Raw genomic sequence first — 18,517 nt, 5'->3', positions numbered from 1 at the left:
TTATTTGGAACTCATGCTAATTTAGTAAAAATTAAATCCCAAACTCCGTGCCCCAAACGTTCGCCTCGACTCTCAAACTTTGTAAGCGGACGTGATAAAGGCCTCGGGGAATATCCGCCGTCTTTCTGAGTATTCCTTAAAGAGGGTTCTATGGATAAAACATGGAGCATATGCTCCGCATATTCTTGCCAGTCAGTAGCGCAGTGAATAAATCCTCCTGGTTTAATTTTTTTTACGAGTAATTGAATAAATGCTGTCTGAATTAGACGTCTTTTATGGTGGCGCTTTTTATGCCATGGGTCTGGGAAAAAAATCTGCACTCCAGCAAGTGAATCATTAAATAATTGAGTATGGAATACTTCTACAGCATCATAAGCTACAATACGCACATTGGACAATTGATGCTCATGCAAATCAGCAGCCAAACTCCCCACCCCCGCAAGATGTACTTCAATTCCTATATAGTTAACTTCAGGATTATTCTTTGCCATGGTCAACAACGAAGCTCCCATTCCAAATCCTATTTCCACTACAGTATCCGCTGATCGTGCAAATTCGTTGTTCAAATCCCAAGGATACTCACTTACAGTGAGTTCATAATCCTTTAACCAAAGATCTAAACCTTGGCGCTGTCGACTACTTATTCGCCCAGCTCGTAAAACATAACTTTTTATCTGACGCTGCATCTTCACACCCAATTTACCTAAAGCCAGGAATTATATGTTCTTACAAAAATCTTGCAACTAATGCATTTTTTTGATATAAAACCGCTCTTGTATTTCACATCCGGCTATTTGCCCCGAATTTTACAAAGACAAGCACATTAAAACCTATTTTGGAGTAACATAATGTCTAGAGTATGTCAGGTAACTGGCAAGCGACCCATGACCGGCCATAAAGTGTCGCACGCTAACAATAAAACTAAAAGACGCTTTCTGCCTAACATTCAAAACCATAGTTTTTGGGTTGAAGAAGAAAAACGATTTGTCACATTAAAACTTAGTACTAAAGGTATGCGTATTATCGACAAGTTAGGTATAAAAGCAGTTCTGGATAAACTCAGAGCTAAAGGCGAAAAAATATAATTTTAAGGGGATAAACCATGGCAGCTGTCACTATTAAAGTGAAAATGGAGTCCACAGCAGGAACTGGATACTACAAAACTACAACGAAGAATCCACGAAACCATCCTGAAAAAATGGAACTCATGATGTACGATCCGAAAGTACGTAAGCATGTGCTCTTCAAAGAGAAAAAAGTAAAATAATTCATTAAGCCCCAATTAGGGGCTTAGTAGATCATGCGGGATAGTGAATCTTGGTCAAACGAACCAATTTGTGCTAAGGTTGAACGAAAAATATGGCCGTTACCTAACAGGAGCTGGTTTTTTACCTTTTCTATTACTCAAGCTTTATATCAAATAACCCTGTGAAATACTGGATAATCCTTACGAATCGTTTAAACTGATAGTTAACAGCAATGAAAGAAAACAAAGAGGATTTGCATGAAACCATCATTGCAACTAAGTGTTAGCCAGCATTTAACTATAACGCCACAACTACAGCAAGCGATAAGAATTTTGCAATTATCAACTATTGATTTACAACAAGAAATTCAGCTCGTTCTTGAATCAAACCCTATGCTTGAAGCAACACCTACTGAAGACAAAGAAGAGCTTGAAATCAATGAAACAAAGCAGCAAGATAACGATCCAAGTGATTTTCAATGGTCTGAATTATACCAAAGTTCGGATAAACGAACATCATTCGAAGACAATGACTATAATTTTGACAACTTACATTGTACTACGACTAACTTAAAAGACCATTTAAAATGGCAGCTTAATCTTTCCCCGATGAGCGATATAGATAGAGCCATAGCTACTGCTCTAATTGATGCGATTAATAGCGATGGTTTCCTAAGTATCGGCATCACTGACTTGCATTCAAGCCTTACAAGTGAAGAGCATCCTCTTGATTTAGAGGAAATAGAAGCGGTACGTCATCGCCTACAATTATTTGATCCTGTAGGCTGTGCGTGCACCAATCTAGCTGAAACATTACTGATCCAACTGGATCAGCTTCCTCAAGATACAGAACATTTAGCCTTGACTAAAAAAATCATTACCGAAGACATTGAATTACTTGGCCAGCATAATTACAGGCAACTGATGAAAAATCATCATATTAGCGAAAAAACTGTTGACTCAGTATTAAAAATTATTCAAAAGTTAAATCCTAAACCAGGAAATTTAATTCATGAAGACATTACTGAATATATTATTCCCGATTTAACTGTTAAAAAAATCAACAATCAATGGAAGGTCCAATTAAATCAAAGCGTACTCCCTCACTTGAGCATTAATAATCAATATGCATCTCTTATTCAACGAGCAGATAATAGTGCAGACAACCAATTTCTAAAAAATAATCTGCAAGAGGCACGATGGTTTTTGAAGAGCATTCAAAGCCGTCAAGAAACACTACTCAAAGTAGCTACCTGCATTATGGAGTATCAGCAAGGATTTTTAGAATATGGAGCAGAAGCAATGAAACCATTAATTCTTAATGATATTGCTTTAATTCTAGATATGCATGAATCAACTGTATCGCGTGTCACTACACAAAAATTCATTCATACTCCTCGAGGGGTATTTGAACTTAAATATTTCTTCTCTAGCCATATTAGTACACATGTTGGTGATGAATGCTCCTCTACAGCGATACGTGCGGTGATTAAAAAATTAATTGCTGCTGAGAATAGAAAAAAACCATTAAGTGACAGTAAAATTACCCAGTTATTGGAAAAACAGGGTATTCAAGTAGCAAGACGAACCGTAGCAAAATATCGTGAAGCAATGGGAATTGCTCCATCTAATGAACGAAAAATAATTGATAACTAACTTGAGTTCGACATAAAAGGAATAAAAAAGCCTTCTATGTCGCTAAACGGGGATCCAATTTTAAATAAAAACAGTTTGATATAAAAAATACTATTGTTTGTTTAAATCGGACTCACATTAATAATTAGAAACTAGGAGATTTTTATGCAAATTAACATCACAGGACATCATATGGATGTTACTCCTGCCCTCAGAGCATTTACCGAAGAAAAATTCGATAAGCTAGAGCGTCATTTTGATCAAATCACTTCCATTAATGTAGTGTTTGGTGTAGAGAAATTAAGACAAATTGCTGAGGCAACTGTTTATATAGCCAAGGGTGAAGTGCATGCAAGTTCAGAATCTGATGATTTATACGCTGCAATTGATACATTAATCGACAAATTAGATAGACAATTGATCAAACATAAAGAAAAAATTCGTAATCACCATGATTAAGATATAATAAACATTTTGTTAATGGCACTAAGTTAAGATTTATTCCTACTTCCTGTTTCTATATCCTTATCCGAAACTCACGTTAACTTAATGCCATTAGCGTATACATTAGCATACGATGCTTCATGTTTTTTTTGGCACAGTATGGTCCAAATAAATTCTTTCAGTGCATGAGGAATGAACACTTGCTTCATTAGATCCCCGTTTTCATTCTTCCCGGACTACACTTATTTTACACTTCATGGTACATTGTACGCGCTATGATAAAAACTAAGATTAAAATAATTAATAAATTAGGCTTACATGCAAGGGCGTCGGCGAAATTTGTTTCTACTGCTGCAAAATTTCAAAGCCAAATTGATGTAACCTGTAATTCACAAACCGTTAATGGAAAAAGCATTATGGGTGTAATGATGCTTGCCGCAAACCAAGGGGCTGAAATCATTATGGAAATAAATGGCCCTGATGAAATTCAAATGAATGAAGCGTTAACTCATTTAATCAATAATTTCTTTGGTGAAGGTGAGTAAACGAAACCACCCAACTTCACACCGTATCACATAAATGTTTTATATCCAGAGTTATTTATCCGTATTCCTTCTTTGTTTTCTCATTTTCTGTAAAACGATTAAAGTCTTAAATAACCCAGATATTGCATAAATAGTAAATCCAACAAATAAAACTAATGAAGGATCAGCGGCAATAGCTACAAATAAAATGATCATAACTAATACATACAAAAATGGAACCTTGCCCTTAAAATCTACTTCCTTAAAACTATAATAACGAATATTAGAAACCATTAATGCCGAAGTAATCAACGATAAGGCTGCCGTTAATAAAGCAACGAACATATTTTGCCATTCGTTTTGATAACATAACCATGCAAAAGAAGCCATTACCGCTGCAGAAGGTGGACAAGGCAGTCCTTGAAAATATCGTTTATCCGCTGTTTCAAGCTGAGTATTAAAACGTGCCAAACGTAAAGCAACAGCTGCAGTATAAACAAATGCAACTAACCACCCTACTTTGCCTAAGCGACTTAAAGTTAAATTATATACTAAAAGTGAAGGAGCCACTCCAAATGTGACCATATCTGATAAACTATCGTATTGGGCACCAAATGCGGTCTGAGTATGTGTTAAACGTGCAATTCTTCCATCTAACCCATCTGCAATCATGCCAATAAATATTGCAATAATTGATGCTTCAAATTGTCCTTTCATTGATGCGACAAGTGAATAAAATGCAGCAAACAAACTTGCCGTTGTAAATAAATTGGGCAACAAATAAATACCAGAATGACTGTCTTTTTCCATTCTTAATAACCTTTAATAACCCTGTGAGTTCAGCATAAAAATAAAGCTGTTTTTTATATCAAACACACGTTAAATAAAACATCTTGACATGATAGGGATAAAAAATACTTTTGCAAATCATATTTAATATAAATTTATTTCAACAAAATGAATAAATTTCAATACAGCCCTCACCGGATGATGTTATACTTATCACACTGTATTTAAATTGAATAGAGTTATGGCTGCCGCGGAAACAAAAACTATTATCATTGAAGGAATAACTGATCAAGGAAAAACATTCAGACCCAGTGACTGGGCTGAGCGAATGAGTGGTTCTCTAGCAAGTTTTAAAAATAGTCGTATTCGCTATTCTCCTTTATTGCGCCCCAGTGTAAATAGTGAAGGGTATCAATGCGTTTTGCTTGATCCTAAACTCAAAGAATCAAGCCCATTATTATACCAGTCGATCATTGATTTTGCTAAAGCAAATAACCTCAGGATATGTGGAGAAGACTAGGAAGTATATAAGCGGTGCCCACGCCCATGATTCATTTTGAGTAGAACTAAAGTGTCCAACTCACAAAATTGCTCACAAGATAATTCAATGCAGCTATGGTATTATCAAAATTCATAGCTAAAATTCCAGCGCAAATGAATGCTAAACCTTTTGGCCCATGCTCTGTCCCTGGATGGCTGGAATGCGCCACTAAAACAGAACCGCGTACAAACCATAAAACGCCTATGGTCTGAATCAGTAATCCCATTGAACTAAATATATTCGAAGGATTGTAGGAGCTGTAAGTTAATACATTACCCACACCAAAGGTTGTATTGGCCATAGCATCCAATGCAGACGGCAAATAAAGTAAAGCTGCGCCCAATAGCAAATACATCATTGGGCCATACATTTTCTCCTGAGAGGATGACTGCGCCCTGTAATCAGCAATTTTCCTGAGTTTGGCAATAGCAGTCATAAAAAATAAAATTCCTAAAATATAAGCCCCTCCAGTAATTAAATGCTGTACCGGATATAAAGAACGGCTTAAATTGCCTATCATTGTAACAAGATCTGGAATGTTCATAATATAATTATATGCTGTTAAATCTTATAATGCATAATTTTTGCTTATATTAACTTCATTTCAAGGTTATAATCTCAAATTTTATAATAAAGTTTATACTCATCATGCAAATAAATACATTTCCCATCACTTTAGAAGAGTCCTTTATGATCTCTCCTAAAGTAAAGCATTTCATTTTTAATTGTCAGATTTTTCCATATTTTAACTATTCTCCTGGTCAATTTATTACCATTCATTTTGAACATCAAGGTAAACTATTAAAGCGTAGTTATAGTATAGCCAATATCCCAAAACACGATAATAAAATTGAAATCGCTGCAGGTTATTTTGCAAATGGACCAGGGACTGAATTGCTGTACAATTTAAAACCAGGGGATACCATTCAAGTCAGTGGCCCTTATGGCCGATTAACGCTTAAAGAAGGACACTTTGGTCGTTTCATATTGGTTGCTACCAGTACAGGAATTACTCCATACAGATCAATGCTACAGGATCTAGGAAAGCTCATGGACCAATACCCTGAACTACAAGTTGTTATTCTCCAGGGAGTACAACGACGTGAAGAAATTCTCTATGCAAAGGAGTTTCGAGATTTTGTTCAAAAATATCCTCAAGCCACATTCAGACCTTACCTAAGTCGTCAATCCGAACAGGAATTAAATGAAAATGAATTTAGTGGCTATGTACAACATGCTTTTCCTTCACTAGGCCTCAATCCCGAAAAAGATATTATTTATTTATGTGGAAATCCAGGTATGATTGATGAGGCTTTTAATTCTTTAAAAGATCAAGGCTTTGCTATGCAACAAATTATTCGTGAAAAATATATATCTAGATAATGATCAGGAGCACATTATGAGTTATGAAGAATTATCCGGCACTATGGAGCACATGCTTCAAGTAGGTAAAGGAATTTTAGCTGCCGATGAAAGTAATACGACTATAGGTAAGCGCTTTTCCTCCATAGGAATTGAAAATACCGAAGAAAACCGCAGGGATTACAGGTTATTACTCGCCACAACACCTGATTTAGAGAATTACATCAATGGTGTTATTTTGTTTGAGGAAACCTTTAACCAGACCGATGAACATGGAGTCCCTATTGTTAAATTATTTGCAGATAAAGGTATAGTTCCTGGAATTAAAGTAGACAAAGGGTTAGTTGATTTAGCTCATACTGAAAACGAAAAAGTAACCCAAGGCTTAGATGGCTTAGCGGAGCGTTTACAGCATTTTAAAAAATTAGGAGCAAAATTTGCTAAATGGCGTAATGTTTATTCTATTTCTGAATATACTCCTAGTTTAACTGCTGTAAAAACAGGCGCAGAGAACCTAGCACGTTATGCTGCAGCCTGCCAAGAAGCAGGTATAGTTCCTATTGTTGAGCCTGAAGTCCTTATGGATGGAAATCACAGCATAGAGCACTGTGCTGAAGTATGCGAAATTGTGCTCCATGAATTATTCCATGCTCTATTTATCCATCAGGTTGAATTAGAACATATCATCTTAAAACCAAGCATGGTAACTTGTGGTAAAGAAAATCAACCTTTTAGTGAACCCGATGAAGTTGCTGATTACACGATTGGTGTATTCCGTAATAATGTTCCTGCTGCGGTACCAACAATTAATTTCTTATCTGGTGGTCAAACACCGCAACAAGCTACAGAGAATTTAAATGCCATAAACAGCATTGACCATCAACCTTGGTTGCTTAGTTTTTCCTTTGGCAGAGCCTTACAAGAAGATTGTCTAGCTGCCTGGGGTGGTAAAAATGCTCATATTGCTAAAGCACAGGAAGCGTTACTCAAGCGTGCCCGTTTGAACAGCCTAGCTTGTATGGGCGAATACAATAACACTATGGAATAGTAGAAATATCTATATGAGCGCGCTAACACGTGCTCATTTACCCTGGGGGAAAATAGTAATAGCTCAGGCACCAAATTGCCAAAAATAGAACAAACAATCAAATTTGAGCTCAGGCTGTGAAAAAATCTCACGAAAAGTACGCAGCATAGATCGCTATTTGAGTCGATTTTCTCGCAAGATGGCCCAATATGGCCGTTTCCTGAATGAAGTTGATCTGTTACGGAAAATCCAAAAAATTAATTCAAACTATATCAATTCAAAACGCGCATAAAGGGGTAAATGATCGGACAGCATCCTCCAAGGCTTACCCTGTAAACAAGCCACCTCTTGTACTTTCATACCTCGAAAATAAACTCGATCAATACGTAATGCTGGTCTAATTGCAGGAAAAGAGCGTGCATGCTGACCCTCAATAGAAACAAACGCTTCCTCTATATTTAAAGAGTCAGCCAGGGGCTTAGAAATAATAGTGCGCCAATCATTGAAATCGCCTGCCATCAGCAAAGGCTCATCTTGAGGAACAACATCTTTAATTCGTTGCATTAACGTATGACACTGCACGGTACGTTCTGCCTTAAAGAGACCTAAATGCACACACAATAAATGAATCGTTACATTATCCAGTTTCAATTGTGCATGTAATATTCCTCTTGAGGCTCTACGAATATTTGTGAGATTAATATTCTCAAATCGCTCAAAGGCGTACTTACTTAAAATGGCATTCCCATGATGCCCTGATTGATATACTGCATTTTTCGCATAAACATAATGCGGCCATATATTTTCAGCTATGTACTCAGATTGTGGTGAGGTAGGCCATGCGTTAATTCGTTTTTGTCGTTTTATATGCTCACCCTGAACTTCTTGCAAAAAAACAAAATCAGGATTTAAACTCGTTATTGCATCACGCATTTTAGGAAGCAAGAAGCGAATGGCGCCAACGCCAAATCCTTTATGAATATTATAAGTTATTAATGAAATACTACGTCTTTCTTGTTGCATGCTATACCCTATTCAGGTTTCTTTATTTAGCATAATTACTAATATAATCAATATAAATCATCCTATCTAACTTTAGGATTAAAAGAGACCTATTTAACTCTATTTTCAACTCATTCATGGGAGACACCTAGTAAATATGCCGCAAAAATCTCTGTTGCATCATATAATGAATTATAGCTCTACTGTTCCTAGTAGAGATATAATAACTACTTAATAAGTATAAAAATATTAAATAATATGAACAAACTAAATCTTAAGATTCCAGGTTTTTCTATAGCTTGCAAAACCTGGGGACATCCAGAAAAACCGACTATCTTAGCGTTGCATGGCTGGTTAGATAATGCAAACAGTTTCCTTCCTTTAGCCTCATACCTTGAGAATGATTTTTATCTTATTGCAGTTGATTTGCCGGGACATGGCCATTCCTCGCATCTTCCCAAAGGATGCCACTACCATTTTTTTGATGGAATTTTTATTGTTATTGAAATACTTAATGCCTTAAAACTTGATAAAGTCCATTTATTAGGCCACTCTATGGGCGCTTGTCTTGCCAGTTTAATTGGAGGAGTTATTCCCGAGCGCTTTCTTTCGCTCATGCTCATTGAAGGCTTAGGACCATTTTCTCATCCTGGAGAAACAGCATGTCAGCAATTAAGCGAATATGCCCATTTTCTCGCACTAAAAAGCAAAAAATCTAAAGGTTATGAGCATTTAGAGAGTGCTGCGTTAGCTCGTGCTTTTAAAGGATATGTTTCCATAGATATTGCAAAAATGCTCTGTGAACGAAGTTTAATAGAAAAACGAGGAAGATTTTACTGGCGACATGATCAACGTTTATTGGTTCGTTCCCCTTTACGCATGACAGAAACTCAAATTCTTTCTTGCTTAAAAGAAATTACTGCAAAAACTTATTTACTTATAGCAAATCAAGGATTTTCTTTTGACACTGAAATCACTAACAATCGTATTAATACTGTAAGAAACTTAACTCTTAAGAAAATAGATGGAGGACATCATATTCATATGGAACAGCCAGAAGTTGTAAGCCAACTTCTGACTGATTTTATGATAAATATAAATTAACGACAATTGTTCACATTGATAGCAACAGCTTTCAATGAACTTTTAACATCATTTACAGAATAACCCAAATCTTTAGCTGCACTTAACACACCACAGCCACCTTCATCAAAGTTCGAATAAGGTGTCCAATAATCCATATTCGCTTTAACCATAACATCAAAAGCCTTACGGGCATTCCAATCAGGCTGATTTGCTAATATATAAAATAAGTGGTTGTATACGCCGCTCGAATAATGAACATCAAGGCCACTATAATACTCATCTGCACTATCAATAGACTCGCCATCACGGCTTGGTTTATCCATATAACGCAAAGCATCATAGCCACTAGTTTCTTTCATAATTTCACCGCCGATTTGCCAGCTACTCTTACCTACTGAATAATACTCAGCTGCTTGTGCAGCCATATCAGAAAAAGATTCATTCATTCCACCTGATTGACCGTAATATTCGAGACTTGAATGCTGCTCTGTAAAACCATGGCTGATTTCATGAGCACCTACGCCAAGAGAAACCAATGGATACATCATCATATCACCACAACCAAAGGTCATTTGCTCACCATCCCAATAAGCATTTTCATAATGATCACCATAATGAACGCGCATGACTAATTGCATCGAAGATCCGTCGGGATTAGAAAGAGCATCCACATTATACCAATCAGCATACATGTGCTTAATCACTTGACCTGCATATAATGCGTCATTGGTTGGAGAAGCTGCGCCATTATCTTTATCATATCCATCTCCCTTATAACCGGTAAGATAAATATTCGCATCATTTGATGGGCAAGCAAATTTCATTGCTGTACTTGGTGCACTGTATCTGTGTTTCATGTCAATCACTTTCACATTCGTGTTTTCCATAAAACACATTGCAGTGTCCGCATCACGAGTTAACTCCAAATAAGGTAAATCTACACCGAATTGGGAATAATTTATTTTTCTATTTCCTCCAAAACCGGCGCCTCTTACAGAGTCTCTTGCAGTTTTAATATCATTCCATTGAACGAAAGGTTGATTAGTTTGAGCATCAATAATCGCGGTAGGACGCTCTGGAATTTTGTCCTGATGACGAATAAAAACACTTACCTTATAAGCCCAATGTGCTTTATGTTGAGCATCGATATACACCATAGGAGTAACTTTTTCATCACTTATATCATTGTCAGAATACTTAGCCTTGAATTGTTGTAATACTGTATTCGCATTTTGTACAAAAGAGGCATCGGGTTGGCCTAATTCCGTTTGCAATCCCTGATAAACAACACCATTCATCTCAACATTCGATTGAGTAGCAGCTAATGATTTTGATGTATTCATACTATGCATGATTGCATAGCCACCATATACTGGAAATCCTACATATTTTTGTTGCATACGGACGTGAGTTACTTGATTTCGATCAGTATGCTCACTTATGAAGCTCAAGCTATCTTTGGCAACAACTACGCCTTGAGTTGATAAAGCAAATTTTTGCTTTACTTCCGAAAAAGAGGCGTTTTGTAAAAGTATGGGGTCTGCAGCTTTCGCGGGCGATACCATTCCTAAGGCTAGAGCAACAGCTAATGGAGATAAATAGTAATTATGATGCATTGAAATCCACTCCTTTTTGCAACTTAATTGAAAATATTGAAAGTAACTCATGTTCTGCTGAATCAAATATATCCTTAAAAACAAGAATTCAACAGGGAGTTACACCTGCAGATACAACTGACAAATCTAAAACCTATCCAAACTAGCACAATTTTGGATTTTTTGAAATTATTATTTCATGCGATTTGCAGCTTGTGCTCTTCCAAAGGGAAAAAGCAGAGAACATGTAGATATCCTCGGAGATATATAGACAACTTTATAGAGATCAGGCAAAATCTGCCAAAATCATTGATACAGACTAAAACATGAAAAAAATTCTGGTGTTACATGGACCAAATTTAAATCTCTTAGGAACACGTGAACCCTCAATTTATGGGGTTACAACGCTAGAACATATCAATATTCGTTTAACTAAAGAAGCAACGCAGGCAGGGTTTGCGCTGCAATATTACCAAAGTAATTCCGAAGCGGATTTAATTCAATCGATCCATCAAGCAAGTACTAATAAAATCGATTATATAATTTTCAATCCCGCAGGGTATACACATACCAGTGTGGCTTTAAGAGATGCTTTGTGTGCTGTTGCAATTCCGTTTATTGAAGTACATATAAGTAATATTTATTCCCGCGAAACTTTTCGTCACCATTCTTATTTTTCTGATATAGCCATAGGCGTTATTAGCGGCTTAGGTGTACAAGGGTATTCGTTAGCATTAACCTCAATTATTGAAAGAGAAGCAAATAATGGACATTCGTAAAATCAGAAAACTAATTGAATTGCTGGAAGAAACTGGCATTTCAGAAATTGAAATTAAAGAAGGTGAAGAATCTCTCAGATTAAGTCGCCATAGCAGCGCCCCTGTTATCGAGCATCCGCAAGTTCATTATGTATCTACTCCTCCACCTGTACCACGAACAGAATCACTTACTGCAGAATCCACTTCTAGTTCTACCGCATTGACTACAGACCAAGAAAGTAAGCTGAAACCACCAATTACTACAGGTCATCAAGTTCGTTCACCTATGGTAGGTACAATGTATGCATCACCTTCACCAGAAAGTCCTCCCTTCGTCACTCTTGGCCAAACAGTCAAAGCAGGTGATGTTTTATGTATTGTTGAAGCCATGAAAATGTTTAATGAAATTGAAGCGGATCGCGCCGGTAAGATCGTGGAAATATTAGTCGATAATGGAAAGCCTGTAGAATATGATCAGGTCCTATTTATTATAGAATGAGGGTGTATCCATGCTCAGTAAAATTGTTATTGCCAACAGGGGTGAAATTGCTCTTCGCATCTTGCGCGCGTGCAAAGAGCTTGGCATTCAGACTGTAGCCGTACATTCAGATGTAGATAAGGATTTATTACATGTGCGTCTCGCTGATGAGACGGTTTGCATAGGTCCTGCTCCAGCCCAAACAAGCTACCTGAATATTCCAGCCATTATTTCTGCTGCTGAAATTACTGATGCTGTAGCCATTCATCCTGGTTATGGCTTTCTTTCAGAAAACGCTGATTTCGCAGACATAGTCGAAAAAAGTGGATTTCGTTTTATTGGTCCAAGAGGTGATACAATTCGCCTCATGGGAGATAAAGTCTCTGCGATTAACGCCATGAAAGCTGCAGGAGTTCCTTGTGTTCCAGGATCCGATGGTCCCTTAACGGATAACGATCAGAAAAACTTAGAAATAGGTCGAAAAATTGGCTATCCAGTTATAATTAAAGCAGCAGGTGGCGGTGGCGGACGTGGTATGCGTGTTGTACATGGTGAGTCTCACCTTCTCAATGCGATTGCACTAACACGTAGTGAGGCTAAAGCTGCATTTAATAACCCTGTCGTTTATATGGAAAAATTTTTGGAAAATCCTCGCCATGTCGAATTCCAAGTTCTTGGAGATGGTAAAGGTAATGCGATCCATCTAGGTGAGCGCGACTGTTCCATGCAAAGACGCCATCAAAAAGTGGTAGAAGAAGCACCTGCGCCGGGAATTAGTTCTGAGCTTAGGGATAAAATTGGAGCTTCTGTGGTCAAGGCGTGCCAAGATTTGAAATATCGTGGTGCTGGTACTTTTGAATTCTTATATCAGGATGGTTGCTTTTATTTTATCGAAATGAATACTCGAATTCAGGTTGAGCATCCTGTAACTGAAATGATCACAGGAATTGATTTAATTAAAGAACAAATCAAAATTGCAAGCGATCAACCTTTTACACTGACTCAAGAAAACATTCAATTACGGGGTCATGCAATTGAATGTCGAATCAATGCAGAAGATGCTAAAACATTTATGCCTTCACCAGGAACAATAAAATTATTACATCAACCAGGTGGTCCAGGTATTCGTTTTGACTCTCATATCTACAGCAGTTATACAGTACCCCCCAATTATGACTCCATGATTGGCAAACTGATTAGTTATGGAAGCACTCGTGCTGAAGCAATTGCAAGAATGTCTAATGCTCTTGATGAGATTATCATCGATGGCATAAAAACAAATATCGAATTACATCAGCGCATTGTTCATGATCAATCTTTCATTGCTGGTGGCACCAATATTCACTATTTAGAAAAAATGCTCAAGGGCTAATTACTATGTGGTTTCAATTAAAAATAGAACATTGTCCCAGCCAAGAGATTGAACAATTGAGTAATCGGTTAGAAGATTTTGGCGCACTATCCATTATGCTTACTGATAAAAATGACAATCCTGTTCTTGAGCCTGAACCAGGAACTACACCTTTATGGCCCGAAGTCATTATTCATGCCCTATATGCAGAAGCATTTCAGGCTCAACATACTCGTGATCAGTTGACCCAGATTTATCCTACGTTAGCATGTACTTTAGAAGTTTTGGAGGATAGAGATTGGGAAAGAGCATGGATGGATGATTTTAAACCACAGCGTTTTGGACAACGCTTATGGATCTGCCCTACCTGGTCCACTCCACCAGAACCTGATGCAGTTAATTTAATGCTCGATCCAGGTTTAGCGTTTGGTACAGGAACCCACCCTACCACAGCGTTATGTTTAACCTGGCTTGAGCAAGCTCATTTAAGCAACAAATCCATTATTGATTATGGCTGTGGTTCAGGAATTCTTTCTTTGGCTGCATTAAAATTAGGAGCAAATGAAGTATATGCAGTTGATATTGACCCGCAAGCGTTGCAAGCCACCTACAATAATGCATTAACAAATCAATTAGAGAAGCATCCATTATCAGTGAATTTGCCTGATGCATTACACCATCCAGTTGATTTAATTATGGCCAATATCTTACTAGCACCTTTACTCAATTTGAAGGAACGTTTTCATCGTCTTTTAAAGACGGAAGGGATGCTTGTTGTATCAGGAATACTCGAAGAGCAAGCATTTGAAATCATAAAGGCCTATGATTCAATGTTTACTCTTCTATATCAAGAAAAACTTAATGGATGGTCATTATTAGTTTTTGTACGAAAATAATATGATTTTAACGCAGATCCGACAAGTAAAAAGGTAGCTACCAATGATCACAGAACACAAATTTTCTACTTTTAAACCTAAAAGAGCGTTGCTTAGTGTTTCCGACAAAAGAGGCATAGTTGAGCTTGGCAAAATCCTTCACCAACATGGAGTAGAACTTATAGCAACAGGTAATACTTCTCTCTTACTCAAAGAGAACAAATTGCCAGTTACTGATGTCAGTGAATGTACAGGCTTCCCAGAAATGCTTGACGGTCGAGTCAAAACGTTACATCCCGCAATTCATGCAGGTTTGTTGGCACGCAAAAATAAAGATGAGAAAACATTAAAAGAACACTCCATTAAATCTATTGATTTACTTGTTATTAATTTATATCCATTTGAACAAACTATTAGTCGTCCTGATTGTAATTTTAATGCGGCAATAGAAAATATTGATATAGGTGGCCCAGCTATGATTCGCTCTGCGGCAAAAAATCATGCGCACACTTTTGTCGTAGTAAAACCAGAAGATTATGATGAGCTTATTGAATACATAGACGCTAAGAAGGCACCTGCGGATTGGGGATTTACCTTAGCTAAAAAAGCTTTTGCACATACAGCAGCTTATGATGCAGCAATAGCTAATTATCTAACAACTTTAGATGAACAATATACCCCCTCCGGCTTTCCTGAAGTGCTTACTTGTCAATTCAATAAAATTACTGATCTACGATATGGTGAAAATCCGCATCAACGCGCTGTTTTTTATGGGGATAAAAATGCTACATCTGGATCTCTGGGAACAGCTCAATTAATTCAAGGCAAGCAACTGTCCTACAATAATATTTTGGATGCCGATGCTGCTTTAGATTGCGTTAAATCATTTGTCTATGATAAACCAGTTTGTGCCATTATAAAACATGCCAACCCTTGTGGAATTGCCTTAAGTGATACGATTCATAATGCATATCTTAAAGCGTATCAATGTGATCCAAGCTCAGCTTATGGTGGCATTATTGCGTTTAACCAAACATTAGATGGTGACACAGCAAAAGCCATCCTGGAAAAACAATTTGTAGAAGTAATTATTGCCCCAGATATCAGTGATGAAGCAAAAAAAATTCTTGCTCACAAAGAAAATATTCGCGTCCTAGTAACAGGAATTTGGCAACCGAATAACACCTTTAGTTTAAATATGAGGAAAGTAGACGGCGGTTTACTAGTACAAGAACATGACTCTCTTGTTCTAGGAAGTTATAAATTAAAAACTGTGACACAAAAAAAACCATCTGAACAACAACTGAATGATTTAATGTTTGCATGGCTTGCAGCAAAGCATGTGAAATCCAATGCGATTGTCTATGCCAAAGACGCTGCAACTATAGGCTTAGGAGGTGGTCAAACGAGTCGAATCATGAGTGCTCGAATTGGCCTTTGGCAAGCAACTCAAATGGGATTTGATACTCATGACGCAGTAATGGCCTCTGATGCATTCATTCCTTTTCCTGATACAGTTGAAATCGCTGCCAAGGCAGGCATCTCTGCTATTATTCAACCAGGTGGTTCAATCAGAGATACACAAGTGATTGCTTGTGCTGAAGAACATGGAGTCATTATGGTATTCACTGGAGTTCGTCATTTTAAACATTAATACAAGTGGATAATGCATTTTATCTCTTGATCAATAAGAATAAACTAACCAAAATAATACATAAAAATTTTTCTCCTCAGGAGTTAGGATGATCCACGACACGGAACTTAGTGAATTACTTAAAGCAATAGCTGAAAAAAGTTTACAAATTATTTCAGACATACAAAAAACTCCCTTGCAACTCTCTATTATCATCAATCAATACATTGAATTAACAGAACACTTTCAAAGTGTAATGACCATTTTTTTAAAAAATCCAGAAAAACTCTGGGAAATGCAACTTGCGTATTGGCAAGATGCTTTCAATTTGGCACAAATTCAATTAGAGCATTGGCTAGAAGGCAAACCTATGCCTATCAATGATCCCCGTTTCAGAGAAGAAGACTGGGTAAATAATCCATTTTTTAACATGATGATCCAGCATTATCTCCTAGCCAGCCAACACATGAATAATTTATTTGCACAAGTAGAATATCCTGATAAAAATACAGCAAAACGCCTCCAATTTTTTACCAAACAATATTTGGATGCTTTGTCTCCTTCGAATTTTCTCCACACAAACCCCCAAATTATGGATGAAACACTAAAAAGCCGTGGTAAAAATTTATTGCGCGGATTACATAACTTACTTTCAGATCTAGAAGTAGGCTCTTCCCGGTTAATGATTAAAATGACCGATATGGAAGCTTTTAAACTTGGTGAAAATATAGCGACAACTCCAGGAAAAGTAATTTTTCGTAGCAGTATGATGGAACTGATTCAATACACACCGCAATCAGCTAAAGTCAAATCAATACCTCTTCTCATAATTCCTCCCTGGATTAACAAATATTATATCCTTGATTTAAGTCCCCATAATTCTCTCGTTCGGTGGTTAGTAAAACAAGGAATTACCGTATTTATGATTTCTTGGGTTAATCCGGACTCTAGTTTTGCTCATAAAAGCTTGTACGATTATTTAAACGAAGGTCCAATAACAGCGATTAATATCATTCAAAAACAGCTCAATGTAACTCAAGTTAATGCTATGGGTTTTTGTATTGGTGGAACACTTCTTTCTATGCTTCTTGCTTATAATAAAGCACATCAAGATAACTCTATTCATAGTGCAACTTTTTTAGCATCAATGATTGATTTCAGTGATCCAGGTGACATTTCCGTATTTATCGATGAGCAACAAATTACAAAACTGGAAGACGAGATGAAATCTAAGGGCTATCTTGCTGGAAAATTTATGGCATCAAGCTTTAATTCACTTCGTGCGAATGATTTAATTTGGTCCTTTTTTATTAAAAATTATTTACGTGGCAAAAATCCAGTTCCTTTCGATATATTATATTGGAATTCAGACTGTACAAATATGCCGGCAACGATGCATTCACAATACTTAAGATGGATGTACTTACATAATAATTTGTCAAAACCAGGTAAAATTCATCTTAACCATACGCCAATTGATGTTACCCTAATTGATATTCCAACCTTTTTTCTCTCAACAGAAAAAGATCATATAGCACCATGGAAAACTACCTATATAGGTTTTCAACTGATAAAAGGGCCCAAACGTTTTGTTCTAGGAGGTTCAGGACATATTGCAGGAATTGTTAATGCTCCTGAGGCCCAAAAATACGGCTATAAAGTAAACAATAATGCTCCTGCCAAAGCAGAAAAATGGTTGGAGCATGCAACAGAACACTCAGGTTCTTGGTGGCCAGAATGGTTACAATGGTTAAAATCACATTCGGGAAAACTCATATCCGCTCCAAATTTTGAACAATTACCATTAACACCATTAATTGATGCACCAGGAAGCTATGTTTTGAAAAAATAAGGTACCGCTCAAATTAAATTTCACTGTTGAATAGAGCAGGGGCAATCAGGGAACAGCAAGTTCGTTATTTTTTAGCCCATCCGCGAAGCAAAAAGGTTTATTGACGCTTGAGAAAACGTCACCCTCTGCGAAAGCAGGGGGTCTATTGACATTTGAGAGAACGTCACCCTCTGCGAAAGCAGGGGGTCTATTGACGTTTGAGAGAACGTCACCCTCTGCGAAAGCAGGGGGTCTATTGACGTTTGAGAGAACGATCACCCTCTGGCGAAAGCAGGGGGTCTATTTCAGGTATTCTGTGGTAGAGGTTTCTAGCAAGTTT

The 18,517-nt window shown here is 37.1% G+C and carries 20 protein-coding genes; 15 read left to right on the top strand and 5 right to left on the bottom strand.

Translation table 11 applies throughout. The annotated features are described in order from the left end of the window. Positions 1-11 precede the first annotated feature (11 nt). Positions 12-686: a tRNA (guanosine(46)-N7)-methyltransferase TrmB gene (gene trmB / locus Lgra_RS13995; protein WP_058499888.1), complete on the bottom strand. Its 675-nt coding sequence runs from the start codon at positions 684-686 to the stop codon at positions 12-14. Positions 687-848: 162 nt separating this feature from the next. Between trmB and rpmB the strand changes: the two genes are divergently transcribed. The 5 genes from rpmB to Lgra_RS13970 all read left to right on the top strand — a co-directional run bounded on the left by rpmB (position 849) and on the right by Lgra_RS13970 (position 3,870). Beyond that, on the top strand, positions 849-1,085 hold the full coding sequence (rpmB, locus tag Lgra_RS13990) for a 50S ribosomal protein L28 (protein WP_003635329.1): 237 nt from the start codon (positions 849-851) through the stop codon (positions 1,083-1,085). Between the two features lie 17 nt (positions 1,086-1,102). After that, a complete protein-coding gene (gene rpmG, locus Lgra_RS13985; RefSeq protein WP_003635328.1) occupies positions 1,103-1,267 on the top strand; it encodes a 50S ribosomal protein L33 in 165 nt (54 codons plus the stop codon). A gap of 237 nt (positions 1,268-1,504) precedes the next feature. Next, positions 1,505-2,902 carry an RNA polymerase factor sigma-54 gene (locus tag Lgra_RS13980; RefSeq protein WP_058499887.1) on the top strand — a complete coding sequence of 466 codons (1,398 nt, stop codon included), beginning with the start codon at positions 1,505-1,507 and terminating at the stop codon, positions 2,900-2,902. A 144-nt stretch (positions 2,903-3,046) separates the two neighbouring features. Beyond that, positions 3,047-3,340 (top strand): ribosome hibernation promoting factor, encoded by a 294-nt coding sequence (gene hpf / locus Lgra_RS13975; protein ID WP_058499886.1) that lies wholly within the window; start codon positions 3,047-3,049, stop codon positions 3,338-3,340. A gap of 260 nt (positions 3,341-3,600) precedes the next feature. Then, the gene (locus tag Lgra_RS13970; protein ID WP_058499885.1) at positions 3,601-3,870 is read left to right on the top strand and encodes an HPr family phosphocarrier protein; all 270 of its coding nucleotides are present in this window, start codon (positions 3,601-3,603) and stop codon (positions 3,868-3,870) included. Between the two features lie 51 nt (positions 3,871-3,921). Here Lgra_RS13970 and pssA read toward each other — a convergent pair whose 3' ends face one another. After that, positions 3,922-4,659 (bottom strand): CDP-diacylglycerol--serine O-phosphatidyltransferase, encoded by a 738-nt coding sequence (gene pssA / locus Lgra_RS13965; protein ID WP_058499884.1) that lies wholly within the window; start codon positions 4,657-4,659, stop codon positions 3,922-3,924. Positions 4,660-4,879: 220 nt separating this feature from the next. On the opposite strand from pssA, the gene Lgra_RS13960 reads away from it, so the two are divergent. Further along, on the top strand, positions 4,880-5,158 hold the full coding sequence (locus Lgra_RS13960) for a DUF3579 domain-containing protein (RefSeq protein WP_058499883.1): 279 nt from the start codon (positions 4,880-4,882) through the stop codon (positions 5,156-5,158). Between the two features lie 46 nt (positions 5,159-5,204). Here the strand turns inward: Lgra_RS13960 and Lgra_RS13955 are convergent, their stop codons facing one another. Continuing rightward, a complete protein-coding gene (locus Lgra_RS13955; RefSeq protein WP_058499882.1) occupies positions 5,205-5,723 on the bottom strand; it encodes a hypothetical protein in 519 nt (172 codons plus the stop codon). Positions 5,724-5,827: 104 nt separating this feature from the next. Between Lgra_RS13955 and Lgra_RS13950 the strand changes: the two genes are divergently transcribed. Together Lgra_RS13950 and Lgra_RS13945 are read left to right on the top strand one after the other, a co-directional pair. After that, complete coding sequence (locus Lgra_RS13950; protein ID WP_058499881.1) at positions 5,828-6,562, top strand: ferredoxin--NADP reductase; 735 nt, start codon at positions 5,828-5,830, stop codon at positions 6,560-6,562. A 16-nt stretch (positions 6,563-6,578) separates the two neighbouring features. Further along, positions 6,579-7,589 (top strand): class I fructose-bisphosphate aldolase, encoded by a 1,011-nt coding sequence (locus Lgra_RS13945; protein ID WP_058499880.1) that lies wholly within the window; start codon positions 6,579-6,581, stop codon positions 7,587-7,589. 246 nt (positions 7,590-7,835) lie between these two features. On the opposite strand, the gene Lgra_RS13940 is transcribed toward Lgra_RS13945, so the two are convergent. After that, on the bottom strand, positions 7,836-8,591 hold the full coding sequence (locus tag Lgra_RS13940; protein WP_058499879.1) for an endonuclease/exonuclease/phosphatase family protein: 756 nt from the start codon (positions 8,589-8,591) through the stop codon (positions 7,836-7,838). Positions 8,592-8,828: 237 nt separating this feature from the next. Here Lgra_RS13940 and Lgra_RS13935 point away from each other — a divergent pair, with 237 nt between their 5' ends. After that, positions 8,829-9,674, top strand: a complete 846-nt coding sequence (locus Lgra_RS13935) for an alpha/beta fold hydrolase (RefSeq protein WP_058499878.1) — start codon at positions 8,829-8,831, stop codon at positions 9,672-9,674. Here Lgra_RS13935 and proA read toward each other — a convergent pair. Further along, on the bottom strand, positions 9,671-11,272 hold the full coding sequence (gene proA / locus Lgra_RS13930; RefSeq protein ID WP_058499877.1) for a zinc metalloprotease ProA: 1,602 nt from the start codon (positions 11,270-11,272) through the stop codon (positions 9,671-9,673). The two genes, Lgra_RS13935 and proA, sit on opposite strands and share 4 nt — an antisense overlap. A 305-nt stretch (positions 11,273-11,577) precedes the next feature. Between proA and aroQ the strand changes: the two genes are divergently transcribed. The 6 genes from aroQ to Lgra_RS13900 all read left to right on the top strand — a co-directional run bounded on the left by aroQ (position 11,578) and on the right by Lgra_RS13900 (position 18,198). After that, complete coding sequence (gene aroQ / locus Lgra_RS13925) at positions 11,578-12,030, top strand: type II 3-dehydroquinate dehydratase (protein WP_058499876.1); 453 nt, start codon at positions 11,578-11,580, stop codon at positions 12,028-12,030. Then, positions 12,017-12,508, top strand: a complete 492-nt coding sequence (accB, locus tag Lgra_RS13920; RefSeq protein WP_058499875.1) for an acetyl-CoA carboxylase biotin carboxyl carrier protein — start codon at positions 12,017-12,019, stop codon at positions 12,506-12,508. The genes aroQ and accB overlap by 14 nt, the downstream gene beginning before the upstream one ends. A 10-nt stretch (positions 12,509-12,518) precedes the next feature. Then, positions 12,519-13,859, top strand: coding sequence for an acetyl-CoA carboxylase biotin carboxylase subunit (accC, locus tag Lgra_RS13915; RefSeq protein ID WP_058499874.1), 1,341 nt, complete (start codon positions 12,519-12,521; stop codon positions 13,857-13,859). 5 nt (positions 13,860-13,864) lie between these two features. Next, positions 13,865-14,734, top strand: a complete 870-nt coding sequence (gene prmA, locus Lgra_RS13910; RefSeq protein ID WP_058499873.1) for a 50S ribosomal protein L11 methyltransferase — start codon at positions 13,865-13,867, stop codon at positions 14,732-14,734. A gap of 43 nt (positions 14,735-14,777) precedes the next feature. Beyond that, entirely contained in the window at positions 14,778-16,367 is a 1,590-nt protein-coding gene (purH, locus tag Lgra_RS13905) for a bifunctional phosphoribosylaminoimidazolecarboxamide formyltransferase/IMP cyclohydrolase (RefSeq protein ID WP_058499872.1), read from the top strand. An 88-nt stretch (positions 16,368-16,455) separates the two neighbouring features. After that, positions 16,456-18,198 (top strand): PHA/PHB synthase family protein, encoded by a 1,743-nt coding sequence (locus Lgra_RS13900; protein ID WP_058499871.1) that lies wholly within the window; start codon positions 16,456-16,458, stop codon positions 18,196-18,198. Positions 18,199-18,517 lie beyond the last annotated feature (319 nt).

This window comes from Legionella gratiana (genome assembly GCF_001467695.1).
Taxonomy (GTDB): domain Bacteria; phylum Pseudomonadota; class Gammaproteobacteria; order Legionellales; family Legionellaceae; genus Legionella; species Legionella gratiana.
Note: the sequence above shows the minus strand (reverse complement) of the source record. Positions and strands in the feature narration are given on the sequence as shown.

Bases quoted from the DNA above. Each gene is read 5' to 3' on its own strand.
- Lgra_RS13945 (WP_058499880.1), top strand. From the start codon at position 6,579: ATGAGTTATGAAGAATTATCCGGCACTATGGAGCACATGCTTCAAGTA.
- aroQ (WP_058499876.1), top strand. From the start codon at position 11,578: ATGAAAAAAATTCTGGTGTTACATGGACCAAATTTAAATCTCTTAGGA.
- Lgra_RS13935 (WP_058499878.1), top strand. From the start codon at position 8,829: ATGAACAAACTAAATCTTAAGATTCCAGGTTTTTCTATAGCTTGCAAA.
- proA (WP_058499877.1), bottom strand. From the start codon at position 11,272: ATGCATCATAATTACTATTTATCTCCATTAGCTGTTGCTCTAGCCTTA.
- Lgra_RS13980 (WP_058499887.1), top strand. From the start codon at position 1,505: ATGAAACCATCATTGCAACTAAGTGTTAGCCAGCATTTAACTATAACG.
- trmB (WP_058499888.1), bottom strand. From the start codon at position 686: ATGCAGCGTCAGATAAAAAGTTATGTTTTACGAGCTGGGCGAATAAGT.
- accC (WP_058499874.1), top strand. From the start codon at position 12,519: ATGCTCAGTAAAATTGTTATTGCCAACAGGGGTGAAATTGCTCTTCGC.
- hpf (WP_058499886.1), top strand. From the start codon at position 3,047: ATGCAAATTAACATCACAGGACATCATATGGATGTTACTCCTGCCCTC.
- pssA (WP_058499884.1), bottom strand. From the start codon at position 4,659: ATGGAAAAAGACAGTCATTCTGGTATTTATTTGTTGCCCAATTTATTT.
- accB (WP_058499875.1), top strand. From the start codon at position 12,017: ATGGACATTCGTAAAATCAGAAAACTAATTGAATTGCTGGAAGAAACT.
- Lgra_RS13940 (WP_058499879.1), bottom strand. From the start codon at position 8,591: ATGCAACAAGAAAGACGTAGTATTTCATTAATAACTTATAATATTCAT.
- rpmB (WP_003635329.1), top strand. From the start codon at position 849: ATGTCTAGAGTATGTCAGGTAACTGGCAAGCGACCCATGACCGGCCAT.
- Lgra_RS13960 (WP_058499883.1), top strand. From the start codon at position 4,880: ATGGCTGCCGCGGAAACAAAAACTATTATCATTGAAGGAATAACTGAT.
- Lgra_RS13955 (WP_058499882.1), bottom strand. From the start codon at position 5,723: ATGAACATTCCAGATCTTGTTACAATGATAGGCAATTTAAGCCGTTCT.
- Lgra_RS13970 (WP_058499885.1), top strand. From the start codon at position 3,601: ATGATAAAAACTAAGATTAAAATAATTAATAAATTAGGCTTACATGCA.
- purH (WP_058499872.1), top strand. From the start codon at position 14,778: ATGATCACAGAACACAAATTTTCTACTTTTAAACCTAAAAGAGCGTTG.
- Lgra_RS13950 (WP_058499881.1), top strand. From the start codon at position 5,828: ATGCAAATAAATACATTTCCCATCACTTTAGAAGAGTCCTTTATGATC.
- Lgra_RS13900 (WP_058499871.1), top strand. From the start codon at position 16,456: ATGATCCACGACACGGAACTTAGTGAATTACTTAAAGCAATAGCTGAA.
- rpmG (WP_003635328.1), top strand. From the start codon at position 1,103: ATGGCAGCTGTCACTATTAAAGTGAAAATGGAGTCCACAGCAGGAACT.
- prmA (WP_058499873.1), top strand. From the start codon at position 13,865: ATGTGGTTTCAATTAAAAATAGAACATTGTCCCAGCCAAGAGATTGAA.